The organism is Streptomyces sp. 135 (assembly GCF_020026305.1).
Classification (GTDB): Bacteria; Actinomycetota; Actinomycetes; order Streptomycetales; family Streptomycetaceae; genus Streptomyces.
The window spans coordinates 3,814,257-3,836,351 of the sequence record NZ_CP075691.1; the positions used below are offsets into that span (position 1 = coordinate 3,814,257).

Below are 22,095 nucleotides of genomic sequence, written 5' to 3' on the forward strand. Positions count from 1 at the left end.
GTACCTCCGGCGGTGTTCGGTCCTGCGGGCTCACAGCAGCTCCTCCGGGATGTCCACATGGCGGGCGCGCAGCCATTCGCCGAGGCCCTTGGCCTGGGGGTCGAAGCGGGCCCGCGCGGCCACGCCCTCACCGAGCAGGCCCTCGACGACGAAGTTCAGGGCGCGCAGGTTCGGCAGGTCATGGCGTACGACGGTCAAGCCGGCGGTCTCCGGGAGCAGTTCCCGGAGGCGGTCCACCGTCAGCTCGTGGGCGAGCCACCGCCACGCGTCGTCGGTGCGTGCCCATACGCCGACGTTGGCGTCGCCGCCCTTGTCGCCGCTGCGGGCCCCGGCGACGAGGCCGAGGGGGGCGCGGCGGGTGGGGCCCGGTGGCAGTGGTTCCGGGAGGGGTGGTGGCGGCACGTCGTCCAGTACGAGGGTGTCGTCGTCGCCGGACGGCACCGGGCGCCGCTCGCCGTCCGGCAGGACAGCCACGTGCTCGACGGCGGACCGCTCGACGTACGCCGCCTCGAAGACGCCGTAGGGGGCGGCCTTGCCGGGCGGCGCGGTCACGTGGAAGCCGGGGTAGCTGCCGAGGGCGAGTTCGACCGCGGCGCCGCCGATCGCGCGGCCCACCGTGTCCGCGTCGGGGTCGCGCACGACGAGCCGCAGCAGGGCGGACGCGGTCTCCTCGGTGGCCGCGTCGGCGCGGTCGGTGCGGGACAGCTCCCAGCGGACCTCGGCGGGGCGGGCCTCGGCGCGGTCGAAGGCGTCCTCCACCTGAGCGCGGACGAGGGCGGCCTTGGCCTCGACGTCGAGGCCGGTGAGGACGAAGACGACTTCGTTGCGGTGGCCGCCGAGCCGGGTCAGGCCCGCCTTCAGGGTCGGGGGCGGCGCCTCGCCGCGTACACCGTCGATCCTTACGCGGTCCGGGCCCTCCTGGGTGAGGGTGAGCGTGTCGAGGCGGGCGGTGACGTCCGGGCCCGCGTACCGGGCGCCCTGCGTCTCGTAGAGGAGCTGCGCGGTGACGGTGCCGACGTCGACGAAGCCGCCGGTGCCGTCGTGCTTGGTGATGACGGCCGAGCCGTCCTCGTGGATCTCGGCGAGGGGGAAGCCGGGGCGGCGCACGGCCGCCGGGGCGTGCTCGGCGAAGAAGGCGTAGTTGCCGCCGGTGGCCTGGGTCCCGCACTCCAGGACGTGCCCGGCGACGACCGCGCCCGCGAGCCGGTCGTACGCGTCCGGCGCCCATCCGAAGTGCGCGGCGGCGGGCCCGCTGACCAGGGCGGCGTCGCTCACGCGTCCGGTGACGACCACATCGGCACCGGCGTCCAGGCAGGCCGCGATGCCGGCGCCGCCGAGGTAGGCGTGCGCGGTGAGGGCGCCGGGGAAGCGGGGCCCGCCGAGGTCCTCCCCCTCGACGTGCGCGACGCGTGCCGGCACGCCGAGCCGCCCTGCCAGCTCCCGCACGGCGTCGGCGAGCCCCGCCGGGTTGAGCCCGCCCGCGTTGGCGACGATCTTCACGCCGCGTTCGTGGGCGGTGCCGAGACACTCCTCCAGCTGCCGCAGGAAGGTCTTGGCATACCCGCGTGAGGGGTCCTTGAGCCGGTCGCGGCCGAGGATCAGCATGGTCAGCTCGGCGAGGTAGTCACCGGTCAGGACATCGAGCTGACCGCCGGTCAACATCTCGCGCAGGGCGTCGAACCGGTCACCGTAGAACCCCGAGCCGTTACCGACCCGCAGAGGCCGCCGCCTCACGCCCCGCCTCCCCGCCCGTGACGCGGCGCACGTCCCTCGCCCGGGGGGCCCGCGAAGGCCTGGGCGAGGTCGAGCCAGCGGTCGGCGTCCGGGCCCTCGGCGTGCAACGCCAGGTCGGTGCGGTGTGCGCGGTGCGTCACCAGCAGGCAGAAGTCGAGCGCGGGGCCCGTCACGCGCTGGGCGGCGCCCTCGGGGCCGTACGCCCACACCTCCCCCGTCACGGGCGAGGTCAGTTCGACGCGGAACTCCCCGTCCGGCGCGGCGGCCCCGCGCACGGCGAAGGCGAAGTCCCGCGCCCGGACCCCGAGCCGCGCGACGTGCCGCAGCCGGTCCGTCGGTGCCCGCGTCACGCCGAGGGCGTCCGCCACGTCCTGGCCGTGTGCCCAGGTCTCCATGAGCCGCGCGGTCGCCATGGACGGCACGGCCATGGGCGGCCCGTACCAGGGCAGCCGGGTCCCGGCGGGGGCCTCGGCGAGGACCCGCCACAGTGCCTCGCGTCCGGTCCGCCAGCGGGCGAGCAGCTCGGCGGGCGGCAGCGCGGCCCCTTCCTCGGCGCCCTCGTCCACGAACGAGCCGGGGTCCGCCGCGGCCTTCTCGGCCTCGGCGGCGAAGGCCGCCGGGTCGGTGGCGGCGAGCAGGGCGGCCCGGTCGGTCCAGGCGAGGTGTGCGATCTGGTGGGCGATCGTCCAGCGGGGCGCGGGCGTCACGAGGGCCCAGCGGCCCTCGTCCAACTCCGCGACGAGCCGGTCGAGTTCCTCGCTCTCGCTGCGCAGGTCGTCGAGCACGGACAGGGCATCGGACACGGGACGCTCCCCTCGCGGGACGGCGGAGTCCTGGGAGCATGGCAGTGGCGACCAAAACAAGCAAGCGTGCTTGCATGGTTTATCGATCGGGTGTGCCTGTCCTGCACGGGCCTCCGAAGGCCCCTACTTCCGCCGCAGGGTTTCGACCTCCAGGGCCAGGACGGCCATGTCGCGCAGCCGGGCGTAGTACCCGGCGGCGTACGGATCGTCGAGCGCCGGGAGGACCGCGTCGAACACCGCCACCAGTCGCGTGAAGTCCGCGTACTGCCGGTCGGGGAGGGGGCCCTTGAGGACGTTGGCCGAGTAGGCGTAGGCGTCCGCGTCGAGCAGCACCAGGTCCTGGCCCGCGACATCCCGGCCGCGGGCGCCGGGCGGGAAGGGCCTGTCCATGTGCGCGGCCGCCATCAGCGCGAGGGCGTCGCGCATCTCCTTGAACGCTCCGGGCCCCTCCCCGGGCAGGCCGGCGGTCATCTCAGCCCTCCGTCTTCCGCGCGGCCTCGGCGTCCGCGCGCTTGCGGCCCCCGCCCCGGCCCACCTGCGTCCGCACCGCGCCCATGCTCGCCGCGATGACCAGGGAGATCGCCAGCGCCTCTGCGATCGTCAGGGCCTGGCTGAGGACGAGGAATCCGGCGACGGAGGCGATGGCCGGCTCCAGGCTCATCAGGATCGCGAAGGTGTGCGCGGGAAGGCGCCGCAGCGCGAGGAGTTCGAGGGTGTACGGCAGCACGGACGACATGACGGCGACCACCGCGCCCAGCGCCAGCGTGCCCGGTTCGACGAGCTTCGCCCCCGACTCCACGATCCCGAGCGGCAGGAACACCACCGCCGCGACCACCATCGCGAGCGCCAGCCCGTCGGCCTGCGGGAAGCGCCGTCCGGTGCGCGCGCTGAAGACGATGTACGCGGCCCACATCGCGCCCGCGCCGAGCGCGTAGGCGACACCGGCCGGGTCGAGGCCGCTGAAGCCGCCCCCGCCGCCCAGCAGGAAGACGCCGCAGAGGGCCAGCCCGGCCCAGATGAGGTTCACCGCGCGGCGCGAGGCGATGACGGAGAGCGCGAGCGGTCCGAGGACTTCCAGGGTGACGGCGGGGCCCATGGGGATGCGGGCGACGGACTGGTAGAAGAGGCCGTTCATGCCGGCCATGACCACGCCGAAGGCGACCACCGTGCCCCAGTCGGCCCGCGAATGCCCCCGCAGCTTCGGCCGGCACACGGCGAGCAGCACGAGCGCGGCGAAGGCGAGCCGCAGCGTCACGATGCCGAGCGCTCCGACGCGCGGCATCACGCTCACGGCGACCGCGCCGCCGAACTGCACGGAGATCCCGCCCGCGAGGACGAGCCCGACCGGCCCGAGCCGGGCGCGGAGCCCGCTTGCGGGCGCGGCGGCGGCCTCGGCGCCCGCGACCTCCGGCTGCTGGGCCACCACGGGGGCCACTCCGGGGGCAGCCGCCGGTGCCGCCTGATCGCTGCGCGAGACGTTCACGCCTGAGCCTTTCCTGACGCTGGTCGTTCCGAGTCCAGTTTGCTGGACTCCACCGTACAAGGTAGTGGACCAGCCCTCGTACGGCTCAGTGGGTGTCGACGGCGTTCCCCCGCGCTGTGTAGAAGGCCACCGTCAAGTCCTTGACCAGGGCCTTGCGTTCGTAGTCGTCGAGCGTGACGAGCCCCCGTTCGGTGAGCCTGCGGACGGTGTCGTCCACGGCGTCCAGGACCGAGGTCAGCACGCTGTCCCGGTGCTCGGCGTCGATGGCGGCGATCTGGCGGCGCCGCATCGCGGCGGCCACCTCGGGCGCGTACTCCACGCGCGTGGGCCGCGCCGAGAACACCTCGACGCCGACCGCCCTGCACTCCGCCGCCAGGGCCCTGGTCAGCGTGTCGCCGACGGCCTCGGCGTCCCGCAGCGTCGGCACGTCGTCGGCGGGCTCACGGAAGGAGTCGGCGGGCAGCCGGGACATCACGCGCGCCGTCACCGCCTCCACCTGCTCGCGCAGGTACGCGGTGTGGTCGTCGACCGCGAGAAGCGCTCGTGCGGTGTCCTTGACCTGCCACACCACGAGGACGACCACGCGCAGCTCCACGCCGTGCGCGTCGACCGCCGCCATCGGCTCGCTGCGCCAGTGCCGCAGCCGTACGTCGACGCGGCGCCGCGGCATCAGCGGACTGATCCACACGAGTCCGGTGCGCCGCACGCTCCCCCGGTACCGTCCGAAGAGGGACAGGACCCACGCGCTGCCGGCCCGCCCCCGGCTGACCCCGCCGAGCGCGAGGAGGACGAGGACCCCGCAGCCGCCGACGGCCGCCCACCGCCAGGCGGCGAGCCCCTGCCGCGTACGTACGGGCAGCCGCAGGTACTCCGTCAGCCGTACGGGGAGGAGGCCGCCGGACCAGGTCAGCCAGGCCGCACCGGTGAGCGCGAGGACCGCCACGAGCAGCGCCCACCAGCCGGAGCAGGCGGGGCCGCGGCGTTCGACGAGGTCGCGGTCGGGGCGTGGGGGCGCGAGGGGCGGGCGCCGGTCCGGCGCCCGGCCGGGTCCGGTCCCGCGTCCCTCGCTCTTCGCCGGTTCGGTGGTCTCGCCGCGGAAGAGCGGGTCCATGGGGACGGAGTCGCGGCGGTTGCGCACGACCAGCTGGGGAACTCGCCCTTCGACAGGGCCGGCTTTCCGATCAGGCGGCACACCAGACTTCAGGCTGACCGACTCCCCGACAGATGATCAAGAACCGTTCCGATCCTTCCGGAATAGGACGTTCCGCCCCACTCGCGAAAGACCCTTCTGTCCGGGACTTTCGTCCCGGCCGGTCCGCTCCAGCGCCCCCGCGAGGACCTCCGCCAGGTGCCGCCCCCGCACCCCCGCCAGCTGCCCCAGCTGGGTCCGGCAGGAGAAACTGTCGGCCAGGACCACCGCGTCGTCCGGCGCCCGGCGCACCGAGGGCAGCAGCTGCTCCTCCGCGCAGGTCACGGACACCTCGTAATGCCCCTGCTCGAACCCGAAGTTCCCGGCGAGCCCGCAGCAGCCGCCGCTCAGCTCGCCCTCGATGCCCGCCCTCGCCCGCAGCCGCCGTTCCGCCGCGTCACCGAGGACCGCGTGCTGGTGGCAGTGCGTCTGGCCGACCGCCGGGCGTCCGACGTGCGGCGGCCGCCACCTCGGCGCCAGTTCTTCGAGGGCCTGCGCGAAGGTCCGCACGGACGCGGCGAGGCGGTGCGCGCGCGGATCGTCGCCCAGCAGCTCGACCAGGTCCGTCCTGAGGGCCGCCGCGCAACTCGGTTCCAGGACGACCACCGGTGTACCGGCCGCCAAGAGCGGGGCCACGCGGTCCAGGGTGGCGCGCAGCACCGCGCGCGCCCGGTCGAGCTGCCCCGTCGAGACGTACGTCAGCCCGCAGCACACACCTCCCGGCGGCAGCGCGACGGTCAGCCCGGCGTCCTCCAGGACCCGTACCGCGGCGCGCCCCACGGAGGGCGAGAGGTGGTCGGTGAAGGTGTCGGGCCAGAGCACGACCGACGCGGGGCGCCTCCCGTCCCTCGGCCTGCCGCGCCACCACTGCCGCAGCGTGCGCGGCGCCACCGGCGGAATCGACCGCTCCGGCGCGATCCCGCCGAGCCGCTTGCCGAGCGCCGCCAACGCGCCGATCCGCGCGAGGGCGTTGAGGGCCGGGGCCGTGCGCGTGGCGGCGACCAACCGCAGCCAGCGCGGCAGCCACCCCATCGCGTAGTGGGCGGCGGGCCTGCGGCGCCCTTCGTAGTGGTGATGCAGGAACTCCGCCTTGTACGTGGCCATGTCGACGCCCACGGGGCAGTCCGAGCGGCAGCCCTTGCAGGACAGGCAGAGGTCGAGCGCGTCCCTGACCTCCGTCGAACGCCAGCCGTCCGTCACCACCTCGCCCGCCAGCATCTCGTGCAGCAGGCGCGCCCGGCCGCGCGTGGAGTGCTCCTTCGTTACGGCACGACGCCCACGCACCGCCTGACCGCCGCGGCGAAGTCGCCGCCGTCGGCGCCGTCATTGGGATAACCGAAGGCGACGTCGACGGGCTCGCGCGGCAGGGGCGTGAACCGCAGGTTCGTGTCGAGGGGCGCGGGCCGCACCAGCATGCCCGGGTTGAGCAGGCCATCGGGGTCCCAGACGTCCTTCACACGGGCGAAGAGAGCGACGAGTTCGGGCCCGTACATCTTCGGCAGCAGCTCGGCGCGGGCCTGCCCGTCGCCGTGCTCACCGGAGAGCGAGCCGCCGTGCGCGACGACGACGTCGGCCAGCTCCTCGGAGAACCGGCGGAAGCGGGCCACGCCTTCGGGGGTGATCAGGTCGAAGTCGATGCGTACGTGGATACAGCCGTCCCCGAAGTGCCCGTACGGGGTGCCGCGCAGGCCGTGCTCGGCGAGCAGCGCCCGGAAGTCGCGCAGGTAGGCGCCGAGGCGGGCCGGGGGCACGGCGCAGTCCTCCCAGCCGGGCCAGGCCTCCTTACCGAAGCCCCGGCCCCGCCCGGACGCGTCGCCGCCGCCGTGGGCGATGTCGTCGCCGATGTCGTCGGCGATGCGCGTGGCGGTGCCGCTGGCGTCCTCCCGTACGCGCCACAGCGCGCGCTGCCCGGCCGGGTCGTCGACGACCACGGCGTCCAGGACGTCGGCGGCGCGCACGATCGTCTCGGCCCGCGCGCGTGCCTCGGCACGGGTTTCGCCGCCTGTCTCCACGAACAGCCAGGCGCCGCCCCTGGGCAGGACGCCCTCCCGGGGGCCCGCGCCCCGGACGAGGTCGGCCGCCATGCCCTCGACGGTCAGGGGGCCGTAGGGCAGGAGGCCGGCGGCGGCTTCGGCTGCGGCGCTCTCGTCGGCGTACCCGAGGACGGCGAGCGCCCGTGCGCGCGGCGCCTCGACGAGCCGTACGGCGGCTTCGGTGAGGAGGCCGAGGGTGCCCTCCGAACCGCAGAAGGCACGGGCGAGGTCGGGGCCGCGTTCGGGGAGGAGGGCGTCGAGGGCGTAACCGGAGATGCGGCGCGGCAGGTCGGGGTAGCCGGTGCGCAGGAGGGCCAGGTGGTCGTCGACGAGGGGGCGCAGGCCTTCGGGGGCCCCGGTCCAGCCCTGCCCGAGGCGGAGGGTGTCGCCCCGGCCGCTGGTGACGGACAGGGAGCGGACGTTGTCGGCCGTCGTCCCCCAGGCCACCGAGTGCGACCCGCACGAGTTGTTGCCGATCATCCCGCCCAGCGTGCACCGGCTGTGCGTGGACGGATCCGGGCCGAACGTCAGGCCGTGCGGGGCCGCCGCCGCGCGCAGGTCGTCCAGGATCACCCCCGGCTGGACCACGGCGGTCCGCGCCTCGGGGTCGAGGGAGACGATCCGGTTCATCCGCCGCGTGAAGTCGAGGACGACGCCGACGCCCGTCGCCTGCCCGGCGATCGACGTGCCCGCGCCGCGCGCCACCACCGGCACGCCCCGCCGCCGGCAGACGTCGAGTGCCGCCGCCACGTCGTCGGCGTCGTGCGGGGCGACCACCGCGGCGGGCACCCGGCGGTAGTTGGAGGCGTCCATGGTGTGCAGGGCCCGCGCGGTCACGGAGAGGTCCACCGCGCCGCGCACGGCCGCGCGCAGGTCCCGCTCCAGGCCGCCGGGGTCACTGCCGGAGTCACTGCGGAGATCGCTCATACGGCTCAGAATGCCCCCGCGCGCACCCCCTGGGGCCACCCCGCCGCACCCGAAATATCAGGATCCGGAAGGGAACATTCCCACCATGGGCACCAACTCTCCTATAGTGACCACAACTTGAGCAGAGCTTGAGACAAGCCCGAGCACGTTCGAGCAGAGTGTGTCGCTTCCGATCGAGGACCCCGATTGATGACCGCGCCAACCCCCATAGCGCGCCCCGGGACGGAGCGCCCTCCGCTGCGTCCCTCCGCGTTCGTCCTGCTGGCCTGTGCCCTCGTCACCGCGGTGCTCGCCGGTACGGCCGCCGCCCTCGCGCCCGCGTCCGCGCGGACCCCCCTGGCCTGGGGGGCGGGCGCCGCGGCGCTCGCGTTCAGCGTCGCGGTGACCGTCGCCTTCCACGCCCTGCGGGCGCTGTCCCTGGCCCGGCGCCACCTTGCCGCCGCGCGCCAGGAGACGGGCAGCCTCCAGCAGGAACTGGCGCGCAGAGCAGCCGAGTTCGGGCAGGAGCACGCCCGTCTCACCGCCGCGCACGCCCGTGAGGTGGCCGACCTCACCGCCGAGCACACCCGCGTACGGACCGAGCTGGCCGCCGAGAACAGCCGCGTCAAGGCGGAACTGGCCGCGGAGAACGCCCGGGTCCAGGAGGAGCTCACCGCCGAGCACACGCGCGTACGGACCGAGCTGACGGCGCGGCTGCGCACCGCCGAGTCCGAGCGGGCCGCCGCGCTTGCCGCGTGCGCCAACGCGGCGGGGCGGATGCAGGCCCTGGCCACCGGCACCCTCGCCGACCTGCGGGAGATGGAGGGCCGGCACGCGGACGAGGACGTCCTCACCGACCTCCTCCACCTGGACCACAGGACCGCGCAGGCCGGCCGCATCGCCGACTCGGTGGCGGTGCTCACCGGCGCCCGCTCCGGCCGCCGCTGGGCCAAGCCGATCGTCATGGAGTCGATCCTGCGCGGCGCGATGGGCCGCATCGGCGGATACCAGCGCGTACGGATCCACTCCGCCAGCGAGGTCGCGGTGGCGGGCCACGCCGCCGAGGGCGTCATGCACGCCCTGGCCGAACTGCTCGACAACGCCGCGAACTTCTCGCCGCCGACCTCCGAAGTGCACGTGTACATCGAGGAGGTGGCGGCCGGCGTCATCGTCTCCGTCGAGGACAGCGGCCTGGTGATGGGACCGGTGCAGCTGCGCCGCGCCGAGCGGGCCGTGTCCGGCGAGGCGACGGGCCTCGGCGGCCTGTCCGGCACCCGGCTCGGCCTCGCGGTGGTCGGCAGGCTGGCCCGCAAGTACAACCTGACGGTGTCGTTCCGCCCCTCGGCGCGCGGCGGCACGGGCGTCCTCCTGCTCATCCCGCAGGAACTCCTCTCCCGCCCCTCGGACCCGACGCCGAGCCCGTCTTCGTCCCTACCGACCCCGCCGGCCCGCCCGGCGGCTCTGCCGGGCCCTGCGGGCCTGACCGGGCCTGCGGGTTCCAGCGGGCCTGCGGCTCTGACCGGGCCTGCGGATTCCACCGAGCCCGCAGCCCCGACCGCGCCCGCGACCTCCACCGGGCCCGCAGCTCTGACCGGCCCCGCGGATTCCACCGGCCCCGCGGATTCCACCGAGCCCGCGGTTTCCACCGGGCCCGCAGCCTCCACCGGCCCCGCGGCCCTGACCCCGGCCCGGCACGCGGCCCCGGCTCCGGCTCCGGCTCCGGCTCCGGCTCCGGCTCCGGCCCAGCCCACAGCCACACCCCAGCCCGTGGCCCAGCCGGCACCCTCGGCTCAGCCCCCGGCCCACACCCCTGACAGCCCCACACCCACGGTGGGCGCCCCGGCCCAGCCCGCGGCCCCAGCCCCGGCGGCCCAGCCGACAGCCACGCCCCAGCCGCAACCCGCGCAGCCGCAGCCGCAACCGCAGCAAACCCACCCCGAGCCCCAGCCCGCCTACCCCCACACCCACACCCACACCCCGGACCCCGGCCTCGACCGCGTGGACCGCGACCCCGTCCCCACCCACGAGTCCGCGGCCGAGGGCACCCCCGCCCCGCACACTCCCGCCGAGGGCACCGCCCCGCACACCCCCGCCGAGGGCACCGCCCTGGACACCCCCACCGAAACCATTCCGCTCCCCAAGCGCCCCCGCGGCCGTACTCTCGCCGCCGCCGAGCGGGCCCGTACCGGCAGCGACACAGGGGAGCACCCGCGGCCGCGCCCCGCGGACGCCGCCACCACGGCGGCCCGCTTCAGCAGCTTCCGCCAGGCCGTCCGCCCCGCTCCGACGGCCGACCCCGCACCCCCCGAGCACCCGGAAGGCGACACCCCCCGATGACCACGACCGCTTCCCCGGCCCCCGGCACCACCACCGACGCCAAGCTGACCTGGCTCCTCGAAGGCCTCCTGGAGCGCACCCCCGGCGCCCGGCACGCCCTCGTGCTCTCCCGGGACGGCCTGAAACTGTGCCGCACCCCGGAGCTCTCCGTCGACCAGGCCGACCAGCTCGCCGCGATAGCCGCCGGCATCCAGTCGCTGTCGCACGGCGCGTCCGCCGAGTTCGGCGACGGCACCGGCGGGGTGCGCTCGGCGATGGCCGAGTTCTACGGCGGCATCCTCTTCATCGTCGAGGCCGGCGAGGGCGCGCACCTCGCGCTCATCGCCGACGAGGACGCCGACGCGGGCCTGGTGGGCCACACGATGAGCGAGCTGGTCGAGCAGCTCGGCGAGCATCTGCGCGCCGCGCCCCGCGCGGGCGGCGGCCCCGGCAGCCGGCCCACCGCATGAGCGTGGGCCGCCCCGGCCGGGACGACTCCCCCGACCGGCTGTACACCCTCACCGGCGGACGCAGCCGGTCGGCGCCCGACGCCCCCTTCGACCTGGTGACCCTCATCGTCGCCGAGTCCGGCCCGATGCCCGGCATGCAGTCCGAGCACGCCGCGATCCTGCGGATGTGCCGCCTGCCGACGGCGGTCGTGGAGATCGCCGCCGAACTCGGCCTGCCCGTGAGCATCACCCGCATCCTGCTCTCCGACCTGCTGGACGCGGGCCGGATCAGCGCCCGCCACCCCCGCTCGGGCCCCGCCCACAGCCTTCCCGATTCCGAACTCCTGGAGCAGGTGCTCGTTGGACTCCGCAACCTCTGAACGCCGGGAGCTGACCGCAACCGCCGACAACGGCCTGAAGATCGTCGTGGTCGGCGGCTTCGGCGTCGGCAAGACGACGCTGGTCCGCTCCGTCAGCGAGATCCGTCCCCTCAACACCGAGGAGACGATGACGCAGGCCGGCAAGGGCATCGACGAGACCGGCGGCCTGGCCGGGCTCGGCGCCAAGACGTCCACCACGGTCGCCTTCGACTTCGGGCGCATCACGCTCGACGCCCGCAACGTCCTGTACCTCTTCGGCGCCCCCGGCCAGGAACGCTTCTGGTTCCTGTGGGACCGCCTCTTCGCCGGGACCCTCGGCGCGGTCGTCCTCGTCGACACCCGGCGCCTGTCGGACTCCTGGTACGCGATCGACCGCCTGGAGCACCACGGCACGCCGTTCATCGTGGCCCGCAACGACTTCGGCGGGCCCGCGTACACCCCCGAGCAGGTGCGCGAGGCGCTCGACCTCGACCCCGGGGTGCCGCTCGTCGACTGCGACGCGCGCTCCCGGCAGTCCAGCAAGGACGTACTGATCACGCTCGTGGAACACCTCAAGACGTTGTACGTCGCTCAGCTGAACGCCCCTCAGGAGTACGCCCAGTGACCTGCCCCGTGACCGGCGCCGCACCCGGTCCCGTCCCGCTCTCCGGCCCCCGCTTCGCCACCGAACCCGCCCAGCTCTACCGGGAGATGCGCCGCGACCACGGGCCCGTGGCGCCCGTGCTGCTCGACGGCGACGTGCCGGCCTGGCTGGTGCTCGGCTACCGCGAGCTGCACCAGGTCACCGCCGACCCGGTGCTGTTCAGCCGCGACTCCGAGCTGTGGAACCAGTGGCCGAACATCCCCGCGGACTGGCCGCTGCTCCCGATGATCGGCCACAAGCAGCCGTCGATCCTCTACACCGTGGGCGAGCGGCACACCCGGCGGGCCGCGATGATCGCGCAGGCGCTGGAGGCCGTCGACCCGTTCGAGCTGAAGGCGCACGCCGAGAAGTTCGCGGACGAGCTGATCGACCGGTTCTGCGGCAAGGGCGCCGCCGACCTGATCGCCGAGTACGCGATGCTGCTGCCGGTGCGGGTCCTGGCCCGCATCTACGGCTTCCCGGACGAGCAGGGCCCCGCCCTGGTCACCGCCATGAACGACATGATCGACGGCCGTGAGCGGGCGCTTGCGGGCCAGCAGCACCTCGCGTCGTCGATGGCACGGCTCATCGCCGACAAGCACGAGGCACCGGGCGAGGACGTGGCCTCGTACATGCTGCGGACACAGCTCACGGACGGCGCGGACGGGTTCAGCGACGAGGAGATCGCGCAGGACCTGATGGTGATGATGGCCGCCGGTCACCAGCCGACCGCCGACTGGATCGGCAACTCGCTGCGGCTGATGCTCACCGACGACCGCTTCGCCGCCTCCCTCTTCGGTGGCCGGCACAGCGTCGCCGAGGCCATGAACGAGGTCCTGTGGGAGGACACCCCCACCCAGAACGTCGCGGGCCGCTGGGCCTCGCGCGACACACAGCTCGGCGGCCGCCGCGTGCACGCCGGTGACCTGCTGCTGCTCGGCCTCGGCGCCGCCAACGCCGACCCGCAGGTGCGCACCGACGGCTCCGCCCTGACCGGCGGCAACAGCGCCCACTTCGCCTTCGGCCACGGCGAGCACCGCTGCCCCTTCCCCGCCCAGGAGGTCGCCGAGGTCGTCGCGCGGACCGGCATCGAGGTGCTCCTGGACCGGCTGCCCGACCTCGATCTGGCGGTGCCCGCGCGGGACCTGAGCCGCCGCCCGTCGCCGTGGCTGCGCGGCCTCACCGAACTGCCAGTGATCTTCAACCCGACCCCGGCCTCAGCGTTTGGAGACCTCAAGTGACCGACAACCCCGCCAGAATCGCCCTGGACCCGTTCGTCACCGACCTGGACGGTGAGAGCGCCCGGCTGCTCGCGGCGGGACCGCTCGTCGAGGCGGAGCTGCCGGGAGGTGTGCCGGTGTGGGCGGTCACGCACCACGCGGAGGCCCGGCAACTCCTCACCGACAGGCGGCTGGTGAAGGACATCGAGGTCTGGGGCGCCTGGCGGCGCGGCGAGATACCCGCCGACTGGCCGCTGATCGGCCTCGCCAACCCGGGCCGTTCCATGCTGACGGTCGACGGCGAGGAGCACCGCCGGCTGCGGTCGCTGGTCGCGCAGGCGCTGACGCCGCGCCGCGTGGAGCGCATGCGGGAGCGCATCACGGAGCTGACGGACGGCCTGCTGGACAGACTTGCCGTCTCGGACGCCGAAGAGGTCGACCTGAAGGCCGCGTTCGCCTATCCCCTGCCCATGTACGTCATCAGCGACCTGATGGGCATCGACGAGGCCGACCACCCGCGGCTGAAGGTCCTGTTCGAGAAGTTCTTCTCCACGCAGACGCCGCCGGAGGAGGTCGTGGCGACGCTCGGCGAGCTGGCCGCGATGATGTCCAGGACCGTGGCGGCCCGCCGCGCGGAGCCGGGCGACGACCTGACCAGCGCGCTGATCGCGGCCTCCGAGGACGGCGACCGCCTCACCGACGAGGAGATCGTCTCCACGCTCCAGCTGATGGTCGCGGCGGGCCACGAGACGACGATCTCCCTCATCGTCAACGCCGTCGTCAACCTCTCCACGCACCCCGAGCAGCTCGCACTCGTCCGCGCGGGGCAGGTCGGCTGGGACGCGGTGGTGGAGGAGACGCTGCGCCACTCGACGCCGACCTCGCACGTCCTGATCCGCTTCGCCGCCGAGGACGTACCCGTCGGCGACAAGGTGATCCCCGCCGGGGACGCGCTGATCGTCTCGTACGGCGCGATCGGCCGGGACGAGAAGGCCCACGGCCCCACGGCGGCCGAGTTCGACGTCACCCGCGCGTCCGCCACCCGCCACATCTCCTTCGGCCACGGCCCGCACGTCTGCCCCGGAGCGGCGCTCTCGCGCCTGGAGGCGGGCGTGGCGCTCCCGGCCCTGTACGAACGCTTCCCCGACCTGACCCTGGCGGTCCCGCGCTCGGAGCTGCGCAACAAGCCGGTGGTGACCCAGAACGACCTGTACGAGCTGCCGGTGCGGCTGAGAAGCGAATCTCACCCGGCGGACACCGAGGGACTCCCCGTGCCCTGAGCCGCTAGGCTCGCCCCGTGGCTGAGATCCGGATTCCCGCTGACATGAAGCCCGCCGACGGACGTTTCGGCGCGGGCCCCTCCAAGGTGCGGACGGAGGCGCTGGACGCCCTGGCCGCCACCGGCACCTCCCTGCTCGGCACGTCCCACCGCCAGGCCCCGGTCAAGAACCTCGTGGGCCGGGTGCGTGAGGGCGTCAAGGACCTCTTCTCCCTCCCCGAGGGGTACGAGGTCATCCTGGGCAACGGCGGCTCGACCGCCTTCTGGGACGTGGCGACGCACGGACTGATCGAGAACAAGTCGCAGCACCTGAGCTTCGGCGAGTTCTCCTCCAAGTTCGCGAAGGCGGCGAAGCTCGCCCCGTGGCTGGCCGAGCCGTCCGTGATCACGAGCGACCCGGGCACGCACCCGGACCCCGCCGCGGAGGCGGGCGTCGACGTGTACGCCTTCACGCACAACGAGACGTCGACCGGCGTCGCGGCGCCCATCAAGCGCGTCGCGGGCGCCGACGAGGGCTCCCTGGTCCTGGTGGACGCCACGTCCGGCGCGGGCGGCCTGCCGGTCGACATCGCCGAGACGGACGTCTACTACTTCGCCCCGCAGAAGTCGTTCGCCTCGGACGGCGGCCTGTGGATCGGGGTGTTCTCCCCGGCGGCGATCGAGCGCGCCGAGCGGATCCACGCGTCCGGTCGGCACGTACCGGAGTTCTTCAGCCTGCCGACGGCGATCGACAACTCCCGCAAGAACCAGACGTACAACACCCCGGCGCTCGCGACGCTCTTCCTGCTCGGTGAGCAGCTGGAGTGGATGAACTCCCAGGGCGGCCTGCGGTTCACCACCGGCCGCACCGCCGAGTCCTCCCGCACGCTGTACGGCTGGGCGGAGGAGTCCAAGTACGCGACGCCGTTCGTCACGGACCCGGCCAAGCGTTCGCAGGTCATCGGCACGATCGACTTCGCGGACGAGATCGACGCGGCGGCGGTGGCGAAGGCGCTGCGTGCGAACGGCATCGTGGACACGGAGCCGTACCGGAAGCTGGGGCGGAATCAGTTGCGGGTTGCGATGTTCCCGGCGATCGACCCGGCGGATGTCGCTGCGCTGACCCAGTGCGTTGATTACGTGATCGAGAAGCTGTAGCGCGTCGGTTCTTCGGGTGCGGGTGGGCTGTGGCTGGTCGCGCAGTTCCCCGCGCCCCTGACGGGGGGCGCCCCTTACCGGCTCAGCTGCTTGAACTTCCGTACCGCCAGCGGCAGGAAGACCAGCGAGATCACCACCGGCCACACCACGGCCATCAGTACGGCATGCTGCTCGACCCAGGTGGAGCCTCCCGCGCCCGGGTTGCCGAACAGCTCCCGCGTGGCGGTGCCCGTCGACGAGACCGGGTTCCACGCGGCGACCGGCGCCAGCCAGCCCGGCATCAGGGACGGCGCCACGAAGACGCTGGAGATCATCGTGAGCGGGAAGGCCACCGCGTAGAGGCCGCCCGCCGCCTCCGGGGTCGGCACGACGAGGCCGAGAAAGACCCCCACCCAGATCAGGCTGAACCGCAGGAACAGCAGCAGCCCGAAGGCGAGCGCGGTGTCGAGGAACCCGGCGCTGGAGCGCCAGCCGATGGCAAGCGCGGTCAGCGCGAGGATGGCCAGCTCCGCGCAGGCCACGACGAGGTCGGCGGCGCCGCGCCCGGACGCGACCGCCGAGGGGGCCATCGGCATGGAGCGGAAGCGGTCGATGACACCCTTGGAGGCGTCCGTGACGACGGCCATGGCGGTGTTCATGAAGCCGAAGGCCATGGTCATCACGAACATGCCGGGCATCAGGAACTGCTTGTAGTCGCCGTCGTCCCCGCCGCCGGGCACCTTCATGGCCTCGCCGAAGACGAAGCCGTAGAGGAGTACGGAGATGATGGGGAAGCCCAGTTGCCAGGCGATGGTGACGGGCTGGCGCAGGAAGTGCGTGAGGTAGCGCCGGGTGACGTTCGCACAGTCGGCGAAGGCCCAGAAGAGCCGGCCGTGCGAGGTGTCGGCGGTGAGGGCGACGCTCATGCCGCGACCTCCTTCTCCAGGTGGGTGGGCGCCGCGGTGGCGGCGGTCTCGGCGGCCTCGGAGGGCTGACCGGTCAGGCGCAGGAACACCTCGTCCAGGCTCGGCCTGCGCAGGCCGATGTCCTCGACGGCGACGCCTTGGTCCTGGAGGGTGCGCGCCACGTCCGTGAGGGCGGCGACGCGGTCGGTCACGGCGGCCTGCACGCGGCGTTCCACGGCGACGACGAGCGGTTCGCCGGCACAGACCCGGGCGACGGCCCGCACGGCGGCGGGCAGGTCGGCGGCCTCGCGCACGACGACGTCGAGGTGGCTGCCGCCCACGGTGTTCTTCAGGCCGTCGGGGGTGTCGTCGGCGATGGCCCGGCCCCGGTCGATGACGGTGACGCGGGAGGCGAGTCGGTCGGCCTCCTCCAGATACTGCGTGGTGAGCAGCACGGTCGTGCCGCCCGCGACCAACTCCCGCACGGTGTCCCACACTTCGAGGCGGCTGCGCGGGTCGAGCCCGGTGGTCGGCTCGTCCAGGAAGAGCACGGCGGGCGCCAGGATCATCGAGGCGGCGAGGTCGAGCCTGCGCCGCATGCCGCCGCTGTACTGGCCCGCGCCCTTCTCCGCCGCGTCCTGGAGGTGGAACTGCTCCAGGAGTTCTTCGGCGCGCAGCGCGGCGCGGCGGGCGCCGAGGTGGAAGAGGCGGCCGAACATCTCCAGGTTCTGCCGGCCGGTCAGGATCTCGTCGACCGCGGCGTACTGGCCGGTGAGGCCGATGCGGGCACGGACCGACGCGGGTTCGCGCACCACGTCGGCGCCGGCCACCTCGGCGCGGCCGCCGTCGAGCCGTACGAGGGTGGAGAGGATCCGCACGGCGGTGGTCTTGCCCGCGCCGTTGGGGCCGAGCAGGCCGTGCACGGTGCCCTGCTCGACGTGGAGATCGAAGCCGTCCAGGGCGTACTTGTCCCCGTACCGCTTCTGGAGCCCTTCGGCCCGCACCGCGAAGCCGTTCCTGTTTCCGTTCCCGTTTCCGTTCCTGTCCCTGTTCATCGCCCGCCCTCCGGTCCTGCGGCGCCCCGCTTCTGGGTACGCCGTACTCAGTTGAGAGTACACCGTACCCAGTTCTCGTGGGTACACCGTACCCAATTTTTGCCGGGGCGATTAGGGTGAGTACATGACGAGCACGAACGGCGGCGACGACCGGCGCACCGGCAGCGACATCTCACGGAGCCTGGAGCTTCTCTGGGACGAGGCCGCGCGCCCCACGCGCGGCCCCAAGCCGGCCCTCACCCTGGACCGGATCGTCACCGAGGCGGTGCGCCTCGCGGACGCCGAGGGGATCGCGGCGGTCTCGATGCGCAGGCTCGCCACGGAGCTGGGGACGGGCACGATGTCCCTGTACCGCTACGTCCCCGGCAAGGGCGTCCTCCTCGACCTGATGCTGGACCGCGTCTACGCGCCGCCGGAGGAGGACGCCCCCTGGACGGGCGGGTGGCGCGAGGGCGTCGAGACGTACGCACGCGAGACCCTCGTCCGCTACCGCCGCCACCCCTGGCTGCTCCACGTCAACCAGGCCCGTCCGGTGCTCGGCCCCGGCGCGGTCGGCGGCCTGGACCGGACCCTGTCACGGATCAGGACGATGGGCCTGACCGACCCCGAACTGATCGGCGTCATCGTGATGGTGGAGGGCTACGTCACCGGCGCCGCCCGCACCCAGGTGCACGAGATGGAGGCGGCGCAGACGACCGGCCTGTCGGACCAGGCGTTCTGGGAGGCGCAGACGCCGACCCTCGACCGCGCCATGCGCAGCGGCCGCTACCCCACGCTCGCGACGCTCTCCCACGACGCGTTCGGCACGGACTTCGACCACTTCGAGTTCGGTCTGCAGCGCCTCCTGGACGGCCTGGACGTCATGGTCGCCCGGCGCGAACAGGACACGTGACCGGGACGCGTGACCGGGACGCGTGACCCGGAAGGCTCCTGCCTCTCAGCGCCTGCGCGTCAGCCGCTTCAGCCCGAAGAAGACGAGCAGCACCGCCCCGGCCACGATCGCCCCGGTCTTGAGTCCGCCGTCGAGGCCCCCGCTCCCCGGGGAGCCGTCCGAACCACCGCCGCCGCCCGACGCCGGACCGGAGCCGCCCCCGCCCTTGCCGCGCACCTCCACGGGCGTGACCTGGCTCTGCGCGCCCTCGGTGCCGTACATCAGGGTCGTGCCGTCCGGGGTGTACGTCACCGACTCGCCCTGCCGCTGGAAGGGCACGCTCAGCCGCCCTTCCCGCTCGGGCTTCTTCCCCGCGCCCTTCCAGGCGTAGGAGATCCCGCCGAAGTACCCGCGCAGGGCCAGCTGTTCGCCGTCGGGCGAGAAGGCGCCGTCCGTCACCCACAGGTCGGTGTCGGCGATCTTCTTGAAGACGTTCGTCCCGGAGGCGGACATCTCGGCGGGCCCTTCGTAGAGGCTGCCGCCCTCCTCCTTCTTGTCGGCGATGTAGATCCGCCCGGTCTTCGGATGCACCATCAGCGCCTCCGCGTCCCGCGCCCCGTCGGCGTACTTCACGACGTACTGCGTGGCGCGCACGGTCTGGTCCTTCAGCGTCTTCGGCTCGGGCAGCTTGTAGATCCACACGTTCGGCCAGGTGCCGCCGAGGTTGTCGCCGATGTCGCCGACGTAGAGGTTGCCGTCGGCGCCCACCGAGATCGCCTCCACGTCACGGGGCGCGCCGACCCCGCTCATGGTGACGGTGGCGACCGTCTTGCCGGTCCTGGAGTCGACCGCGTACAGATAGGCACCCTTGTCCTGGTCGTTGTGCGTCCAGTAGACGCGCGGGTGGGCGCGGGAGGCGGCCAGGCCGCTGGACTCGACGATCCGCGGGTCCTTGACGGTGAACCCGTCGTGGCCGTCGGCCGAGGCGGTCGTGAGGGACCCCCCGGCGACGAGGAGCAGCACGGCACCGGCGAGGACGGGAGGAAGAGACCGAGGCGAACGCATGGGCCCAAGCGTGCCATCCGCGCGGCGGGCGGGGCGTGCTGAGCCTCACATCGCAGGTGGCGGGGGTGATCGGCCATGATGTGCGGATGCTGAGGTTCATGTTCGTCGGCGACTCGATGACGATAGGGAGCGCCGGGGAACACACCTGGCGCTACCGGATGTGGCAGCACCTGCGCGAGACCCTCGGCGACGGGGGCTTCGCCGTGGTGGGGCCTCGCAGCACCCTCTACGACCAGGCGGCGGGCGCGCCCCTCTCCCACGACTACGCCGGCGCGGACCCGGACTTCCCCCGCCACCACCTCGCGGGCTGGGGCGAGGGCTGGCTGCACATGGCGCCGCGCGTCGCGGACGCGCTGACCCGCGACCCCGCCGACGTCCTGCTGGTCTCGCTGGGCCTGATAGACCTCGGCTTCTACACGAACGCGGAGCAGACGGCCGGCAACGTCCGGGAGTTCATCGCGCGGGCCCGCACGGCGAATCCGCGGATCCGCATGGTGCTCCTGCCGGTGATACCGAACATCCGGGCCGCGTCGGACGCGCCGTTCGCCGCCGAGGTCGACCGCTTCAACGAACTCCTCGCGAAGACGGTCGCCGACCTGGACACGGGCCGCTCCCCGCTGCTCCTGGCCTCGCCCCCGCCCTCGTACGACATCGCTCTCGACACCTACGACGGTACGCATCCGAACGCGAGCGGCGAGCACAAGCTGGCCGGGGCCTTCGCGGACGCGATGGCGCAGGCGTGGGGTATCGGCGGCCCTTACACGGCGCTCATGCGGCCCATCGGCTGACGGCGAACTTACCGCCCTCCCGGCGCACTTGGGCCGCGCCGGCCCCGCGGAAGTGCGCGGGGACGACCAGCTCCCGCTCGTCCGCGGCCCGGCCGAGGATCCGCACGCGGGTCTCGGCGGCCTCCCGCGGGTCCGCGCACAGGCAGCTGCTGTGGTCGGGTTCGAGGACCTGCACCGGGGTGTGCAGCAGGTCGCCGACGAAGACGGCCCGGTCGGTGCCCGAGGCGAGGCGCAGGACGGACGAGCCGGGGGTGTGGCCGGGCGCGGCCTCCAGGGTGAGCTGGGCGTCGATGCGGTGGAAGCCGCTCCACAGCAAGGTCCGCCCGGCGCGGTCCACCGGCGCGACACTGTCCGTGAAGACCGGGTCGCGGCTCTCCTCGTCCGCGCCCCGGGGGCCGACGTGGGCGTGGTCGGCGGCCGGCATGAGGTAGGTGGCGTTGGGGAAGGTGGGCACCCAGTCGCCGTCCTGCTCCCGGGTGTTCCAGCCGACGTGGTCGCCGTGCAGGTGGGTGTTGACGACGATGTCGACGTCCTCGGGGCGCACCCCGGCGGCGGCCAGCCGGGCGAGGAAGCCGGTGTCGAGGTGCGCGAAGTGCGGCGCGTCCGGCCGGTCCCGGCCGTTGCCGACCCCGGTGTCGACGAGGACGGTCTTCCCCTCACTCCTGAGCACCCAGGTCTGTACGGCGGCCATGACCCGGCCGCTCTCGGGGTCCCAGAAGTCGGGCGCGAGCCAGTCGCGGTGCGCGTGCCACAGCTCCTCGGGCACGCCGGGCACGAGCGCGGCGGGCGGGAGGAAGGGCGCCTCCAGCTCGATGACGCGCCGGATCTCGACCTCGCCCAACAGGAGGGGGCTGTCCGTGTGTTCGTCCATGTGCTCGACGGTAGGGAGCGGGCAGTGAGCGCCTCAATGCCCCTGGCGCTCACCTGGATACGCGTACGCCTCACCGCCACCCTGCTGCGCCGCCCCTCTACGCTGCCTCCCATGGACGTAGTGAGCGACGCGATCGCGGCGGCGCGGACCGGGCGGCCCGACGCCCACCGGGTCAGGGCCGCGGGCTCCTGGTGCACCCGGCTGCCCGCCTACGACGGGGTGGGCTTCCACGTGGTCCTGGAGGGCGGCTGCCGGCTGCTGCCGGACGACGGCGGGGTGCCGCTCACGCTCGCCACGGGTGACGCCGTGCTGCTGCCGCGCGGCGCGGGTCACGTCCTCGCGGACTCATCGGCCGACGCGGACACGGTGGCACGGGCGGTGCCCTTCGAGCGGTGGCGGCGGCCACCGGACCCGGGCGGTGAACAGCCTGGCCCGGCGGCGGAGTTGCTCTGCGGCAAGTACCGTTTCGACCGCCGCCACGCCCACCCGCTGCTCGCGGAGCTCCCGGAGGTCGTGCACCTGCCCCGGCGCGCCGGGCGCCATCCGGAGCTGCGGGCGGCGATCGGCCTGCTGGGCCGCGAGACGGGCGCGGCGCGCCCCGGGGCGGACGTGGCGGTCACCGGCCTCCTCGACCTGCTCCTCGTCTACATGGTGCGGGCCTGGGCGGCGGACCACGCATCGGGCCGGGGCTGGCCCGCAGCGCTCGGCGACCCGGTGGTCGCCGAGGCCCTGCGCCTCCTGCACTCCTCCCCCGAGGCCCCCTGGACCAACGACACCCTGGCCTCCCGCACCGGCGTCTCCCGCGCCACGCTCACCCGCCGCTTCACGGCCCTGGTGGGCCGCGCCCCGATGACGTACCTCACCTGGTGGCGCATGTCCCGGGCGGCCGCGCTCCTGCGCGACACGACGGCGCCCCTGGAGGCAGTGGCCCGCAGGGTGGGCTACGGCTCCCCGTACGCCCTCTCCCACGCGTTCACCCGGCAGTTCGGGCTCACCCCGGGTCGCTACCG

The 22,095-nt window shown here is 73.9% G+C and carries 18 protein-coding genes and 2 pseudogenes; 10 read left to right on the forward strand and 10 right to left on the reverse strand.

What is annotated here, in order from left to right; all coding sequences use genetic code 11:
* Positions 1–30: 30 nt before the first annotated feature.
* The 6 genes and pseudogenes from KKZ08_RS17060 to KKZ08_RS17085 form a co-directional block, all read right to left on the reverse strand.
* A complete protein-coding gene (locus KKZ08_RS17060; RefSeq protein WP_223775279.1) occupies positions 31–1,734 on the reverse strand; it encodes an acyclic terpene utilization AtuA family protein in 1,704 nt (567 codons plus the stop codon).
* On the reverse strand, positions 1,731–2,537 hold the full coding sequence (locus tag KKZ08_RS17065) for a TIGR03084 family metal-binding protein (protein WP_223775280.1): 807 nt from the start codon (positions 2,535–2,537) through the stop codon (positions 1,731–1,733). The genes KKZ08_RS17060 and KKZ08_RS17065 overlap by 4 nt, the downstream gene beginning before the upstream one ends.
* A 123-nt stretch (positions 2,538–2,660) precedes the next feature.
* The gene (locus KKZ08_RS17070) at positions 2,661–3,008 is read right to left on the reverse strand and encodes a hypothetical protein (RefSeq protein WP_223775281.1); all 348 of its coding nucleotides are present in this window, start codon (positions 3,006–3,008) and stop codon (positions 2,661–2,663) included.
* Position 3,009: 1 nt separating this feature from the next.
* A complete protein-coding gene (locus tag KKZ08_RS17075; protein WP_223775282.1) occupies positions 3,010–4,020 on the reverse strand; it encodes an EamA family transporter in 1,011 nt (336 codons plus the stop codon).
* An 85-nt stretch (positions 4,021–4,105) separates the two neighbouring features.
* Complete coding sequence (locus KKZ08_RS17080) at positions 4,106–5,158, reverse strand: SPFH domain-containing protein (RefSeq protein ID WP_346657883.1); 1,053 nt, start codon at positions 5,156–5,158, stop codon at positions 4,106–4,108.
* A gap of 90 nt (positions 5,159–5,248) precedes the next feature.
* Positions 5,249–8,169: pseudogene (locus KKZ08_RS17085) on the reverse strand (FAD-binding and (Fe-S)-binding domain-containing protein).
* A gap of 189 nt (positions 8,170–8,358) precedes the next feature.
* Between KKZ08_RS17085 and KKZ08_RS17090 the strand changes: the two are divergent.
* Genes KKZ08_RS17090 through serC form a run of 7 tightly spaced genes read left to right on the forward strand, consistent with a single transcriptional unit; the run spans position 8,359 to position 15,551 of the window.
* Positions 8,359–10,485 (forward strand): ATP-binding protein, encoded by a 2,127-nt coding sequence (locus tag KKZ08_RS17090; protein ID WP_223775283.1) that lies wholly within the window; start codon positions 8,359–8,361, stop codon positions 10,483–10,485.
* Positions 10,482–10,934, forward strand: a complete 453-nt coding sequence (locus KKZ08_RS17095) for a roadblock/LC7 domain-containing protein (RefSeq protein WP_223775284.1) — start codon at positions 10,482–10,484, stop codon at positions 10,932–10,934. Before KKZ08_RS17090 ends, KKZ08_RS17095 begins: the two co-directional genes overlap by 4 nt.
* 2 nt (positions 10,935–10,936) lie before the next feature.
* Positions 10,937–11,293 (forward strand): DUF742 domain-containing protein, encoded by a 357-nt coding sequence (locus tag KKZ08_RS17100; RefSeq protein ID WP_223779089.1) that lies wholly within the window; start codon positions 10,937–10,939, stop codon positions 11,291–11,293.
* Positions 11,274–11,897, forward strand: coding sequence for an ATP/GTP-binding protein (locus KKZ08_RS17105; RefSeq protein WP_223775285.1), 624 nt, complete (start codon positions 11,274–11,276; stop codon positions 11,895–11,897). The genes KKZ08_RS17100 and KKZ08_RS17105 overlap by 20 nt, the downstream gene beginning before the upstream one ends.
* On the forward strand, positions 11,894–13,156 hold the full coding sequence (locus KKZ08_RS17110; RefSeq protein ID WP_223775286.1) for a cytochrome P450: 1,263 nt from the start codon (positions 11,894–11,896) through the stop codon (positions 13,154–13,156). The genes KKZ08_RS17105 and KKZ08_RS17110 overlap by 4 nt, the downstream gene beginning before the upstream one ends.
* On the forward strand, positions 13,153–14,415 hold the full coding sequence (locus KKZ08_RS17115) for a cytochrome P450 (RefSeq protein ID WP_223775287.1): 1,263 nt from the start codon (positions 13,153–13,155) through the stop codon (positions 14,413–14,415). The genes KKZ08_RS17110 and KKZ08_RS17115 overlap by 4 nt, the downstream gene beginning before the upstream one ends.
* Positions 14,416–14,432: 17 nt before the next feature.
* Positions 14,433–15,551, forward strand: coding sequence for a phosphoserine transaminase (gene serC, locus KKZ08_RS17120; RefSeq protein WP_223775288.1), 1,119 nt, complete (start codon positions 14,433–14,435; stop codon positions 15,549–15,551).
* A 74-nt stretch (positions 15,552–15,625) separates the two neighbouring features.
* Here serC and KKZ08_RS17125 read toward each other — a convergent pair whose 3' ends face one another.
* Positions 15,626–16,456, reverse strand: coding sequence for an ABC transporter permease (locus KKZ08_RS17125; RefSeq protein ID WP_223775289.1), 831 nt, complete (start codon positions 16,454–16,456; stop codon positions 15,626–15,628).
* Positions 16,453–17,490: an ATP-binding cassette domain-containing protein gene (locus KKZ08_RS17130; protein WP_223775290.1), complete on the reverse strand. Its 1,038-nt coding sequence runs from the start codon at positions 17,488–17,490 to the stop codon at positions 16,453–16,455. The genes KKZ08_RS17125 and KKZ08_RS17130 overlap by 4 nt, the downstream gene beginning before the upstream one ends.
* A gap of 124 nt (positions 17,491–17,614) precedes the next feature.
* Here KKZ08_RS17130 and KKZ08_RS17135 point away from each other — a divergent pair, with 124 nt between their 5' ends.
* The gene (locus KKZ08_RS17135) at positions 17,615–18,382 is read left to right on the forward strand and encodes a TetR/AcrR family transcriptional regulator (RefSeq protein ID WP_223775291.1); all 768 of its coding nucleotides are present in this window, start codon (positions 17,615–17,617) and stop codon (positions 18,380–18,382) included.
* Between the two features lie 45 nt (positions 18,383–18,427).
* On the opposite strand, the gene KKZ08_RS17140 is transcribed toward KKZ08_RS17135, so the two are convergent.
* A complete protein-coding gene (locus KKZ08_RS17140; RefSeq protein ID WP_223775292.1) occupies positions 18,428–19,426 on the reverse strand; it encodes a WD40 repeat domain-containing protein in 999 nt (332 codons plus the stop codon).
* Between the two features lie 86 nt (positions 19,427–19,512).
* On the opposite strand from KKZ08_RS17140, the gene KKZ08_RS17145 reads away from it, so the two are divergent.
* A complete protein-coding gene (locus tag KKZ08_RS17145) occupies positions 19,513–20,214 on the forward strand; it encodes a GDSL-type esterase/lipase family protein (protein ID WP_223775293.1) in 702 nt (233 codons plus the stop codon).
* Here KKZ08_RS17145 and KKZ08_RS17150 read toward each other — a convergent pair.
* A complete protein-coding gene (locus KKZ08_RS17150; RefSeq protein WP_223775294.1) occupies positions 20,195–21,085 on the reverse strand; it encodes an MBL fold metallo-hydrolase in 891 nt (296 codons plus the stop codon). The genes KKZ08_RS17145 and KKZ08_RS17150 overlap by 20 nt on opposite strands.
* 111 nt (positions 21,086–21,196) lie before the next feature.
* On the opposite strand from KKZ08_RS17150, the pseudogene KKZ08_RS17155 reads away from it, so the two are divergent.
* Positions 21,197–22,090: pseudogene (locus KKZ08_RS17155) on the forward strand (AraC family transcriptional regulator); the annotation flags it as partial.
* Positions 22,091–22,095 lie beyond the last annotated feature (5 nt).

Bases quoted from the DNA above. Each gene is read 5' to 3' on its own strand.
- KKZ08_RS17070 (WP_223775281.1), bottom strand. From the start codon at position 3,008: ATGACCGCCGGCCTGCCCGGGGAGGGGCCCGGAGCGTTCAAGGAGATG.
- KKZ08_RS17095 (WP_223775284.1), top strand. From the start codon at position 10,482: ATGACCACGACCGCTTCCCCGGCCCCCGGCACCACCACCGACGCCAAG.
- KKZ08_RS17140 (WP_223775292.1), bottom strand. From the start codon at position 19,426: ATGCGTTCGCCTCGGTCTCTTCCTCCCGTCCTCGCCGGTGCCGTGCTG.
- KKZ08_RS17090 (WP_223775283.1), top strand. From the start codon at position 8,359: ATGACCGCGCCAACCCCCATAGCGCGCCCCGGGACGGAGCGCCCTCCG.
- KKZ08_RS17130 (WP_223775290.1), bottom strand. From the start codon at position 17,490: ATGAACAGGGACAGGAACGGAAACGGGAACGGAAACAGGAACGGCTTC.
- KKZ08_RS17135 (WP_223775291.1), top strand. From the start codon at position 17,615: ATGACGAGCACGAACGGCGGCGACGACCGGCGCACCGGCAGCGACATC.
- KKZ08_RS17150 (WP_223775294.1), bottom strand. From the start codon at position 21,085: ATGGACGAACACACGGACAGCCCCCTCCTGTTGGGCGAGGTCGAGATC.
- KKZ08_RS17125 (WP_223775289.1), bottom strand. From the start codon at position 16,456: ATGAGCGTCGCCCTCACCGCCGACACCTCGCACGGCCGGCTCTTCTGG.
- KKZ08_RS17145 (WP_223775293.1), top strand. From the start codon at position 19,513: ATGCTGAGGTTCATGTTCGTCGGCGACTCGATGACGATAGGGAGCGCC.